The 11747-nt window shown below is 65.9% G+C and carries 9 protein-coding genes; 4 read left to right on the forward strand and 5 right to left on the reverse strand.

Translation table 11 applies throughout. The features are described 5' to 3' along the window. Nucleotides 1-436: 436 nt before the first annotated feature. The 4 genes from ACE3SL_RS11700 to ACE3SL_RS11715 all read right to left on the reverse strand — a co-directional run bounded on the left by ACE3SL_RS11700 (nucleotide 437) and on the right by ACE3SL_RS11715 (nucleotide 4647). Nucleotides 437-1594, reverse strand: coding sequence for a cell wall hydrolase (locus tag ACE3SL_RS11700; protein ID WP_374525915.1), 1158 nt, complete (start codon nucleotides 1592-1594; stop codon nucleotides 437-439). Nucleotides 1595-1600: 6 nt separating this feature from the next. After that, nucleotides 1601-2521, reverse strand: a complete 921-nt coding sequence (gene cysK / locus ACE3SL_RS11705; protein ID WP_374525916.1) for a cysteine synthase A — start codon at nucleotides 2519-2521, stop codon at nucleotides 1601-1603. Next, entirely contained in the window at nucleotides 2518-3186 is a 669-nt protein-coding gene (locus tag ACE3SL_RS11710) for an RBBP9/YdeN family alpha/beta hydrolase (protein WP_374525917.1), read from the reverse strand. Before ACE3SL_RS11710 ends, cysK begins: the two co-directional genes overlap by 4 nt. Nucleotides 3187-3336: 150 nt before the next feature. After that, nucleotides 3337-4647, reverse strand: coding sequence for an MFS transporter (locus ACE3SL_RS11715; RefSeq protein WP_374525918.1), 1311 nt, complete (start codon nucleotides 4645-4647; stop codon nucleotides 3337-3339). A gap of 126 nt (nucleotides 4648-4773) precedes the next feature. On the opposite strand from ACE3SL_RS11715, the gene ACE3SL_RS11720 reads away from it, so the two are divergent. The 4 genes from ACE3SL_RS11720 (at nucleotide 4774) to ACE3SL_RS11735 (ending at nucleotide 10555) form a co-directional block, all read left to right on the forward strand. Beyond that, nucleotides 4774-6495: a DUF885 domain-containing protein gene (locus tag ACE3SL_RS11720; protein WP_374525919.1), complete on the forward strand. Its 1722-nt coding sequence runs from the start codon at nucleotides 4774-4776 to the stop codon at nucleotides 6493-6495. A gap of 90 nt (nucleotides 6496-6585) precedes the next feature. Next, entirely contained in the window at nucleotides 6586-7596 is a 1011-nt protein-coding gene (locus tag ACE3SL_RS11725; protein ID WP_374525920.1) for a glycosyltransferase family 2 protein, read from the forward strand. Between the two features lie 23 nt (nucleotides 7597-7619). Next, entirely contained in the window at nucleotides 7620-8786 is a 1167-nt protein-coding gene (locus ACE3SL_RS11730; RefSeq protein WP_374525921.1) for a YARHG domain-containing protein, read from the forward strand. After that, complete coding sequence (locus ACE3SL_RS11735) at nucleotides 8783-10555, forward strand: tetratricopeptide repeat-containing protein (RefSeq protein WP_374525922.1); 1773 nt, start codon at nucleotides 8783-8785, stop codon at nucleotides 10553-10555. Before ACE3SL_RS11730 ends, ACE3SL_RS11735 begins: the two co-directional genes overlap by 4 nt. Here ACE3SL_RS11735 and ACE3SL_RS11740 read toward each other — a convergent pair. After that, nucleotides 10547-11746: an RsmB/NOP family class I SAM-dependent RNA methyltransferase gene (locus ACE3SL_RS11740; protein WP_374525923.1), complete on the reverse strand. Its 1200-nt coding sequence runs from the start codon at nucleotides 11744-11746 to the stop codon at nucleotides 10547-10549. The two genes, ACE3SL_RS11735 and ACE3SL_RS11740, sit on opposite strands and share 9 nt — an antisense overlap. Between the last annotated feature and the right edge of the window lies 1 nt (nucleotide 11747).

Genomic DNA, 11747 nt, shown 5'->3' on the forward strand with positions numbered 1-11747 from the left:
CACATGATCCTCAAGGCTGAAGCTGTAAAACAGCGCCTCCTGCATCACCTTCCGCTCGCCCATCATCAGCAGTCTCCCGATAACAAGACAACTGAATCATTCCCCGCGCTTCACTGCAAGCGGGAGTTTTTCAACAGAATACACCCCAAAGCCGCCGCCGGCCGACCCGGAAAAATCGCTGTCCTACTTTATCCTACCGTGCCAGCCTTGACGCCGCTCTTTGACATCACCGGCTTTCCCGTACCGCCCTTAAGGCGACAAAGGAGACAGTTTCGGTGCGCATATCGGTATCCTTTGTCGCTTTAGGGCGTGCTCCCGGCACGATGCGACAAACCCTCAACGCCATAAAAGACAGAAGGTCACTGCGCCCATGCGGAGCTTCTGCGGCCCTAAAATCCCCCTCGACGTGAAGGGCGGCTTTCCACGCCGCTCGCCGTTACCGCTTCATGCACTGGCGCGCGTCGTCGCGCTTATACTCGCTGCAGTTCCAAAGCGCCTTCTCGAACCCCGCCTTGTCGTCGCGGAGATAGGAGAAGGTCATCGCCGAGCGCTGCATCTCGTTCATCGCGTCGCTGTCGGGTTTCAGCGTCGGGTTGGTCCAGCCCATGAACTTGCAATAGGGCTTGTCGCCGCAGAGGCGGAGCGCGGTCGTCACGAAGCTTTCGGGCGCCGCGCGCCGGTCGAGCGCGACATAGATGGTGTCGCGCCCTGCGGCGTCGCCGGCACCGGTCACGACCTTCGCTTCACCGACCGCGGCATTGGCATCGACCGCGGCGAGTTCGGTCGGTACGGCTGCGCCGACCGCAAGCGCATGCGCGGGCGACAGCGCCGCCATCTTCGCGACGCCGGCGTCGTTCCCCGACACGGCACCGCGGAACGCTCCCGGCGTTCCCCAATAGCCCGGCCAGCGGAAGAAAAGATGGGTATCGACGATCGCGATCTTTTCGAGGCTGTCGCTCCAATAGGGGCGTACCCAGTCGGTGTGGTAATGCGTCGCGAGCCCGACCTTGGGATAGGTCGTACCCGACAACATCATCTCGGCATTCGCCTGCGCGCGCGCCCAGGCGGCATCCGAATAGCGCCGGTTCAGCGCGCCGTCGCAGGTGAAGGTGAACTGGCATCCCGTCGTGCGTTCCGATCCCTGGAACACCACGCCGCAGATCGACTTGGGGAAAGCCGGGTGGCGGGCGCGGTTGATCACGACCTGACCGACGGCCTGCTGTCCCTTGGCATCGTCGCCGGCCTCATAGAGCATCGCGGCGGCAAGGCAGTCGCGTGCACGGGCGCGGCCGTCGCCGCTGCCAGCGTAGACGAAGGGACGCGGCGCGACGAAACCCCTGGTGACGAGCGGAATCTCGGCATTTTCGGCGCGCGCGTCGGCTTCGGTCACCGGCGCCAGCTCCATCGGCGCGACCTCGGGAACGACATCGGCGGGCGGCGCGACCGGGTGCGGCCGCGCGCCATGCTTGCCCGCGCCGCCATGCCCGCTCGCATAGAGGACCGCGACGATCGCCATGACCGTGAGCAGGACGAACAGCCAGCCCGTCCAGTCGCGCCGCAGGGGCACTGCCTGTTCGCCCGCAAGGCGTGTCATAAGAGATCAGATTTCGGGCAGGAAATCGGGAACCGACAGATAGCGCTCGCCGGTGTCGTAGTTGAAGCCGAGTACCCGGGTGCCCGGCGGCAGTTCGGCCAGTTTCTGGTCGATCGCGGCGAGCGTCGCGCCCGACGAGATGCCGACCAGCATCCCTTCCTGTGTTGCGGCGCGGAGCGCCCACGCCTTGGCGTCGGCCGCCTCGACCTTGATCACGCCGTCGAGCAGGTCGGTGTGGAGGTTGCGCGGAATGAACCCGGCGCCGATGCCCTGGATCGGGTGCGGCCCCGGCTGACCGCCCGAAATGACCGGCGATTGCGTCGGCTCGACCGCGAAGACCTTCAAATTCGGCCAATGTTGCTTGAGAAATTGTGTGACGCCGGTGATATGGCCGCCGGTGCCAACGCCGGTGATCAGCACGTCGATCGGGGTGTCCTTGAAATCGGCGAGAATTTCGGGGCCGGTGGAGCGGACGTGGACATCGACGTTTGCCTCATTCTCGAACTGCTGCGGCATCCACGCGCCGGGAGTCGTTTCGACGAGTTCGATCGCGCGCTCGATCGCGCCCTTCATGCCCTTTTCGCGCGGCGTCAGGTCGAAGGTCGCGCCATAGGCCAACATCAGCCGGCGGCGTTCGAGCGACATACTTTCGGGCATCACGAGGATCAGCTTGTAGCCCTTGACCGCGGCGGCCATCGCGAGGCCGATGCCGGTGTTCCCCGACGTCGGCTCGACGATGGTGCCGCCGGGCTTCAGGCTGCCGTCGCGTTCGGCCGCCTCGATCATCGCGAGGCCGATGCGATCCTTGATCGAACCACCGGGATTGCTGCGTTCCGACTTCACCCAGACTTCAGCGTCGGGGAACAGCCTTGCGACGCGGATGTGCGGCGTGTTCCCGATGGTTTCGAGGATCGAATTGGCTTTCATGATCGGTGCGCTCTTTCCTTGAATTCAAACCGCGGGTCGCGGCGGACGCGATTCGGCCAGTCTCCGGCACGCAGCCACTGGGTCTCGTCGGCCAGGACGGGTATGGGGGCGGGTTGTAACGAGGCGAGCAGATACTGTCCATAAGGCCAGTCCCCGATCGCGGAGTCGGCGTTGATATGTCCGAACGGCCCTGCGTTGACGAAACGCGCATCCCATTGCCGCGCGAGCCGCCATACATGCGCGGTCTTGGCATAGGGATCATCGTCGCTCGCGACGACGATGATCGGCGCGCGTGTGGTAAAGCCGGGCGTATCGTCGAAGCCCGTGATCCGTCTTTCGTGGCGCAGCCGTGCCATGTCGGGCGGCGCGACGAGCAGCGCGCCGGCGATGCGGCTGCGCGTCAGCGTGCTCGCGGCGGCGAACCAGTGGGCGAAAGCATGGCAGCCGAGGCTGTGCGCGGCAATCAGCACGGGCGCGCTTTCGGCCTCGATCGCCTCGGCGATGCGACGGACCCATTCGTCGCGGTCGGGATCGTCCCAGCGGCCGAGTTCGATTCGTTCGGCATGTTCGAACTTGCGTTCCCACAAGCTCTGCCAGTGGGTCGGGCCGCTGTTGTGAAGGCCCGGAATCGTCAGGATTTTGTGGCGGATGGTGGCAGTATGCATGGCGGGTTCTCCGTCGATGGAGGAGGGGGAACCGCGGTGACGGGTGCTTGTCCATTAACTCAACTTAATTAATTGACAAGAATTTTGTGGCAAAGGGAGAGCCGCTTGCGATGAATCGATTTGAAGCTTTCGGCAGGCCGCGGAAACGCGTCAGCCGGTCTCGTCGACCTTCGAATCGAAGGTTCGCGCATGGCGCAGCTCGGGAAAAAGCCAGGCCCAGATCGCGGTGACGCCGATCGCCGCCGCGCCGCCCACGACGACGGCGGGAACCGGCCCCAGCGCCGCCGCCATCGCGCCGGCGCGCATCTCGCCGAGCTCGTTCGAGGCTGAGATCGCGAGCCCCGATGCGGCACTGACCCGCCCGCGCATATGATCGGGAGTGTTGAGCTGGATCAGCGTCCCGCGCACGAAGACCGAGAACATGTCCGCCGCACCCATCAGCACGAGGAGTGCAAGCGACAGGAACAGGTTGGTCGAAAGCCCGAACGCGACGGTGCCTGCGCCAAAGACCGCAACCGCCCAGAGCATCTTGACCCCGACGTTGCGTTCGATGGGCCGGATGGCGAGCCCCAGCGCGACCACCGCCGCTCCGACTGCCGGCGCGGCGCGCAACAGGCCGAGACCCTCGGAGCCGACGTTCAATATATCGCGGGCATAGACCGGCAGCATCGCGGTCGCACCCGACAGGATCACCGCGAACAGGTCGAGCGTGATCGTGCCGAGCAGGAATCGTTCGACCCAAACGAATTTCAGTCCGTCGACCATTTCGCGCAGCGGATGCCGACGCACTTCGGCGGGTGGCGGCAGCACCGGGCGCACCCGGCTGATCGTGAAGGCCGACAGCGCGAGGAGAAGGGCCGCGAAGATATAGACCGACGTCGGATGCACGGCATAAAGGAGGCCGCCTGCTGCAGGGCCGATCACCGAAGCCGATTGCCAGGCGATGCTGCTCATCGCGATCGCGCGCGGCAGCACGGCGGGCGGCACGATGTTCGGCGCGATCGCGCTCATCGCGGGTCCGGAAAAAACGCGCGCTACGCCGTGCATCGCCGCGAGGCTGAAGAGGAGCGGTAGCGTCAGTGCGCCGGTCCAGGTGAACCAGCCCAGCACCGCGGCGATCGCAAAGTCGATGGCGTTGGAGAAGATGGCGACGTTCCGCCGCTCGAAGCGATCGGCGGCCCAGCCCGCGACGGGCGTCAGCAGAGCGATCGGCACGAACTGGACGAGGCCGAGCAAGCCGAGCTGGAACGATGCTTCCTTGATCGACATGCCATAGTCGGTGCGGGCGGTGTCGTAGAGCTGATATCCGATGACGACCACCACCGCGATCGTCGCCATCACCGCGGTGAAGCGCGCGATCCAGTAATAGCGATAGTCGGGAAAGCTGAGCGGGGAAGGGTTGAGAGGCACAGTGCCGGGGAGTTCCGGCTCCTCGCCGTCGGGTGGGAATATCGTCGCCATCGCGCTCTGCCCTAGAGCCGAATTCGTCTCTGTCCAGAGCGCAAGGGCATGCCGTTCGTCGATTAACGGATGTCATTGGTCGGTTGGGATGGCAGAAACCCGCAATCGATTGAGGGAGACCATCGAATGACACGCAAATTTGCTCGCTTCGGCGGCGCCGCCATGGCTGCGGCGCTGCTGGTCCTGACCGCCTGCAATGCGTCGGGCGACAAGCCCGCTTCGGCGTCGGGCGCCAAGAATTGGACTGAATTCCGCGACAATTTCCTTGCCGGCTATTTCCCGCTCAACCCCAATTTCGCGGTCTATCAGGGCAAGCACGAATTCGACGGCAAGCTTCCCGACTGGTCGGTCGACGGCCTTCAGAAGCAGATCGCCTTCCTCGAAAAGACCATCGCCGACGCGAAGGCGTTCGACGGCAAGATGACCGACGCCGAAAAGTTCGAGCGCGATTATCTGATCCATGTCGCGCAGGGCCAGCTCTTCTCCCTGCAGGACGCAGACTTTCCGCACAAGAACCCCGCCTGGTACGTCGGCCAGCTCGACCCCAACGTCTATATCGCGCGCCCCTATGCCGACGCGCCGACGCGGATGAAGGCGTTCATCGCCTATGCCCAGAAAGTCCCCGCCGCCGCCGAGCAAATCAAGGCAAACATCAAGCTGCCGCTACCCGCAACCTTCGTCAAATATGGCACCGCGGGCTTCGGCGGTTTCGCCGATTATTATACCGGTGACGCCAAGAAGGCTTTCGCCGAGGTCAAGGACCCCGAGCTTCAGAAACAGTTCGACGACGCGGCGGCCAAGGCCGCGGCGGCGATGAAGGACCTCGCCGCCTATATCGGATCGAATCCGGGCACGACCGACGGCTATTCGATCGGTGCCGACAAGTTCGCGAAGATGATCCTGACCAACGAGGCGGTCGACACCCCGCTCGCCGAACTCGAGCGCATCGGTCAGGCCGACCTCAAGCGCAACCAGGATGCGCTGAAGGCCGCCTGCGCGACCTATGCCGCCGGCATGACGATCGCCGACTGCATGAAAAAGATGAATGACGATAAGCCCGAGGGCGGTCCGGTCGCGGAGGCGCGGCGCCAGCTTCCCGCGCTCCGGGCCTTCATTGCCGAGAAGGACCTTGTCTCGATCCCGGGCACCGAGCAGGCAAAGGTCGAGGAGTCGCCGCCCTACAACCGGCAGAACAGCGCCTATATCGACATTCCGGGGCCGTATGAGAAAGGTCTGCCGTCGGTCTATTATATCTCGCCCCCCGACCCGACGTGGGACAACGCGACGCAGGATGCGTTCATTCCGGGCAAGAAGGACCTGCTCTTCACCTCGGTCCACGAGGTTTGGCCGGGTCACTTCCTGAATTTCCTCCACTCGAATCGCGCAGAGAGCATCTTCGGCAAGCTGTTCGTCGGCTATGCCTTTGCCGAGGGCTGGGCGCATTACAGCGAGGAAATGATGTGGGACGCGGGACTCGGCAACGGTGATCCCGAAACGCATATCGGTCAGCTGTCGAACGCGCTGCTCCGCGACTGCCGCTATCTCTCGGCGATCGGGCTCCACACCAAGGGCATGACCGTCGCGGACTCCGAAAAGCTGTTCAAGGAGCAATGCTATCAGGACGAAGGCAACGCCCGGCAGCAGGCGGCGCGCGGCACCTATGATCCGCTCTACCTCAATTATACGATGGGCAAGCTGATGATCCGCAAGCTGCGTGAGGACTGGACCAAGGGCGACCGGACGAAGTGGAAGGCCTTCCACGACGAGTTCCTCTCCTATGGCGGCCCCCCGATCCCGATGGTCCGCGCCGCGATGATGAAGGAGGACGCGCCGAAGGCCGTTTTCTAGGGAGACGGTTAATCGAGTTGACGACGCACGGGCACGCTTATACGGCGCGGAAAAATCCGTTCCTTCTGGAGCGTGCCCGAAAGCGACCTTATGTCCGCGCCGCGATTGAGCGTGATCTTGCCCGTTTTCAATGCCCGGGCATTCGTTGGCGCCGCCGTCGATTCGATTCTTGCGCAAACGCTGGACCATTTCGTCTTCCATATCGTCGATGACGGATCGACCGACGGGTCGGGCGACCTCCTTGCAGCCAAGGCTGCCAGCGATTCACGAATCCATCTGATCCGGCAGGAAAATCAGGGCATTGTGTCCAGCATCAACCGGATGCTGGCGCTCGTCGATACGCCGTTCGTGGCGCGCATGGACGCGGACGACATAGCGATGCCCGACCGTTTCGCACGCCAGATCGAGCGGATGGAGGCCGACGCGAGCCTCGGCGCGCTGGGGACCCAGTTCGAGGAGATCGACGAGGCCGGGCGCAGGATTTCCGGCGGTGCGGCCATGCCGGTCGGGAGTGCGCTCGTGCGCGCGGAACTCGAACAGCGGCAACCGATCGCCAACCCGACCGCGATGTTCCGCACTCGTGCACTGCGCGACGCCGGCCTCTATCGCGCCGCCTTCCGATATTGCGAGGATTATGATCTTTTCCTCCGCCTGTCGGAAATTTCGGAAATCGACAACCTGCCCGACGTCCTGCTTCGCTATCGCCGGTCTCCGGGGCAGATGAGCATACTCAACCATGGCGTGCAGACGCGGCAGGCCATTTATGCCCGGCTGGCGCATCGCGAACGGCTGGCGGGGCGGCGCGATCCCTTTGCCGGCACCGATCTTCTGCCTTCGCTCACCGAACTCGATGGCTGGCTGGGGCGCCCCGGGGTCGCCGCGGAAATCGAGGCCGAGATCTTGTTCGCGCGCCGCTATGCCGTCGGCAGCATGGATGACGCCGAATTCGCCGGCTATTGCGGAGCGGTCGAGCGCGGCGTCGGGGGCAGCGACCGGCGTTCGGTCCTGCGATGCCTGACCGAAGGGCGCCCCAGACGCGCGCTGCAACTGGCGAAGGCGCGGGCAAAGGGCAGGCTGGCGAATCGCAAGACCCACGGCTAGCCTCTTCGACGAAGGGGCTGGCTATGGTCGATGTATTCATTTCCTATTCGCGCGAGAACAAGGCGCGGGTAGCGGATATCGCGGCGGAGGTGACCGCGGCGGGATATGAAGTGTGGTGGGACGCCGAGCTGCCGCCGCACCGCTCCTACGGCGATGTCATCGCCGAAAAGATCGGCCATGCGAAGGCTGCGATCGTCGTCTGGTCGCACGCCTCGGCGCAGTCCGAATGGGTGCGTGCGGAAGCCGACGTCGCGCGCAACCAGAAGAAGCTGGTGCAGACCGCGATCGACGATGTGATGCCGCCGCTGCCCTTCAACCAGATCCAGTTCGCCGACCTCAGCGACTGGCGTGGCGAGTCCGATCATCGCGGTTGGAGCAAGGTGCTGATGAGCCTCGGGGAATTGTGCGGGCGCGAGCCGGTGCCCGAAGTGGCACAACGACCCGTGTCCCGGCCCGCAGCGTCAGAGCCGTCTCCCATCGAGCGGCATGCTCCGTTGCCAGCACAAAGGTCGTCGTTCCTGCCGTGGGCTCTGCTCAGCCTTGCGGTGATCGCGGTAGCGCTGCTTGCATGGAAGCTTTTTCAACCTTCCTCCGTGCCGGCAACCGCATCCGCTCCGACTGCCACGCTTGCGCCGACCGTCGAGGCACCAGGCAAGTCCGGCGCATCGACGGTCGCCCCCGCCGAAGCCTTCACGCTGGCCGCAGTGATCGACGACCCCGATGGTTTCACCAATATCCGATCGGGCCAGAGCACCAAGGCGGCGATCGTCGGCAAGGTGCTGGAGGGCGAGAAGTTCCTGACCTACCAGCAGCCCGGCCAGTGGTGGCGTGTGCGCAAGGCCGACGGCACCGCGGGCTTTATGTTCCGCAAATATATCCGCGTCGTCGAGAGCGGTGCGGTGGCTGCGCCGAAGATTCCCGTCCCCGCGAGCGGCGACGGCATAATCATCTCCGATTCCGCGACGCGCACGCTTGGCCCCGCCGATGTCGCGGGACTGAGCCCGCAGCAAGCCCGCCTCGCGCGCAACGAGATTTTCGCGCGGCACGGCTTCCGCTTCAAGGACCCAAGCCTCCAGTCCTATTTCGGGCAATTTCCTTGGTACCAGCCAACGAGCGACAGTGTCGAATTGTCGGCCGTGGAGAAAGCCAACGTCGCGTTGCTGAAATCGGCCGAAACTGGCGGGCAATGACGGCGCCGACTGCCGCCATCGAAGCCGAGGTCGCGCACCGGCTGGGGCAGGGCGATGCGCTGAGCGCCTTCGATTGCGCCACGGCAGCACGGCGCGGGGGGATCGACAGCCCGCGCCTGCGCTATCTGATGGTTCGCGCGCTCGCGGCGTCGGGCGACAGCCTCGGCGCTATGCACCTCTACGGACAGCTTGGCCTCGCCGGGGAAGGCGATGTCGACAGCCTCGCGCTCGCAGGGCGCATCTGGAAGGATGAAGCCTTCGACCACGACGGTGTGGAACGCGCGACGTTTCTGCGCAAGGCGGCCGCCGCCTATGACCATGCGTTTCAGGCGTCGGGTGCCGACTTTCCCGCGATCAACGCCGCGAGCCTCTATGCGATGCTCGGCGAGCGCGAGCGTGCGGCGGCGCTTGCCGGGCCGATCGCGGCCCATGCCGCCACGGGCAATTATTGGGACCGGGCGACGCTCGTCGAGGCGTTGCTGCTGCTCGGACGCGGCGAGGAAGCGCTCTTCCATGCGCGCGCAGCGGTCGGGCAGGGCGGGAGCCGCGCCGGCGATCGCGCCTCGACCTGCCGCCAGATCGCGCGGCTCGCGGCGAGCGGCGCCATCGCCGCCGCCGATGCCGAAGCGATCGTCGCGATCCTGCGCCCGCCGCCGGTCGGCGTCTATTGCGGCCGCATGTTCCGCGCCGGCGGCGAGGGCGAGGCCAACGCTGTCCGGGCCATCGCGGCGGCGCTCGACACGCAGCCGCTGTCGGCACTGATCGGGCCGCTCGCTTGCGGGGCAGACATCCTGTTCGCCGAAGCCGCGCTGGCGCGCGGCATCGATCTTACCATCGTGCTGCCGTTCGCCGAGGATGATTTCATCGCCCAGTCGGTCCAGTCGGGCGGCGCGGAATGGCTGCCGCGCTATCGGCGCTGCCGCGACGAGGCAGCGATGGTCCATTTCGCCAGCAACGCGGGTTATGTCAGCGACGATTGCCAGTTCATCCTCGGCTCGCACACCGCGATGGGGCTCGCCAAGCTGCGCGCACGCGAACTCGAGACCGCCGCGGTCCAGCTCGCTGTCGTCGATCCCGCCGTGGCGGCGCGATCGGGGGCGGAGATTGCAGGGACGAATGCCGATATCGCACTGTGGCAGGGGCAGGGCGGCGAGACGCTGACGATTCCGGTTGGAGGCCTCGACCGCAGCCTTGTCTTTCCACCGGCGCCGAGACCCCCCGACGGCACGCAGCGGGGTCTCTATGCGATCCTGTTCGCCGATTTCGCGGGCTTTTCGAAGCTGGGCGAGGCACAATTGCCGGTCTTCGCGAGCGAGATCATGGGCGGGATCGGGGGCATCCTCGATCAGTTCGGCGACGCCGTGCTGTTCCGCAACACCTGGGGCGATGCGGTCTATGCGGTAATTGAGGACCCCGCGACGGCGGCGCGGATCGCATTGGCGATGCAGGAAAAGCTCGACGTGCTGCCGCCCGGACTCGGGCTCGAAGGTCATCGGGCGGGGATGCGCACGGGCATCCACTTCGGCCCGATCTATCGCGGGGTCGATCCGGTCGTGGGCAACGAGCTCTGGTACGGCACCGAAGTTACCCGCACGGCGCGGATCGAACCCGTGACGCTGGTCGGGCAAGTCTATTGCACCCAGCCGCTCGCCGCGATGCTCGCGTTGCAGAATGCGCGCGATTTCGACTGCGATTATGTCGGCAAGGTCGGCCTCGCCAAGGACTATGGCGAACTGGCGCTGTACCGCTTGTCGCGCCGTTCAGCCTGACGGCGCGCGCAGCCGGGCGACAAAAAAGCCGTCGAGCCCGCCCGCCTCTGTCAGAAAGCCGGGCAGGGTGCGGACAAAGCCGTCACCGTCGGGCGCGATGCCCGCCGGCAATTCGCCCGCCTCGACCCGATCCACCGTCCAGCCGGGGTTGCGGTCGAGGAAGGCGGCGATCTGATCCTCGCCCTCGGCGCGCTCGAGCGAGCAGGTGGCATAGATCAAGGTTCCGCCGGGCTGCAGCCAGCCCGATGCCCGAACGAGCAAATCGGCCTGAAGCGCCGCCATCTCCTCGATCTGCCGCGGCTCGATCCGGTGGAGCACATCGGGGTGCCGCCGGAAAATGCCCGTCGCCGAACAAGGCGCGTCGAGCAGGATAGCATCGACAGGCGCATCGGGCGCCCATGTGCGGATATCGCCTTGCACGACCGCGGCCGACAACCCGGTGCGCGCCAGATTATCGGACAGCCGTGCGAGCCGCCTGGCGCTGGCATCGACCGCGACGACATCCCACCCTGCAGCGGCAAGCTGCATCGTCTTGCCACCCGGCGCCGCGCAGAGGTCGAGCAAGGTACGCCCCTTGCCCTCGCCGAGCAGCCGCGCGGGCAGGCTTGCGGCCAGATCCTGCACCCACCATCCGCCTTCGCGGAATCCGGGCATGGCCTCGACCGCCTGTCCACGCGGCAGGCGGCGATGAAGCGGTGCGAGTTTCGCGGCTTCGGCCCATTCGCCTTCGCCGGGTTCGGATGCGAAGCTGAGGTCGATCGGCGGCGGTGCGCTCCACGCCGCTGCCGCTGCCGCGACGATATCGTCGCCCCACTGGGCCGCCCAGCGCTCGGCGACCGCTTCGGGCAGGTTCGCGCTTTCGGGAAGGCTCCACTCCTCCTGCTGCGCGCGCGACAGCAGCGCATGTACCAGCCGCCGCGGGCCGCCCGCGACCAGCGGCAGCGCCGTCGCAACGACCGCATGCGGCGGGGTCCTGAGCACGAGCAACTGTGCCAGCGCGAGCCGCAACACCGCGCGCGACTTCACGTCGTCGGGCAGCACCTGCTCGGTCGCGCCGTCGATCAGCGCGTCGATATCGACCATCCAGCGCAGCGTTTCGGAGACGATCGCGATCGCGAAGGCGCGATCGGCAGGCGCGAGCCCCTGCGTCGCGGCGTGCGCCGCGATGTCGAGCGGGTCGCCCCGGCGCAGC

Source organism: Sphingopyxis sp. (assembly GCF_041916015.1).
Taxonomy (GTDB): domain Bacteria; phylum Pseudomonadota; class Alphaproteobacteria; order Sphingomonadales; family Sphingomonadaceae; genus Sphingopyxis.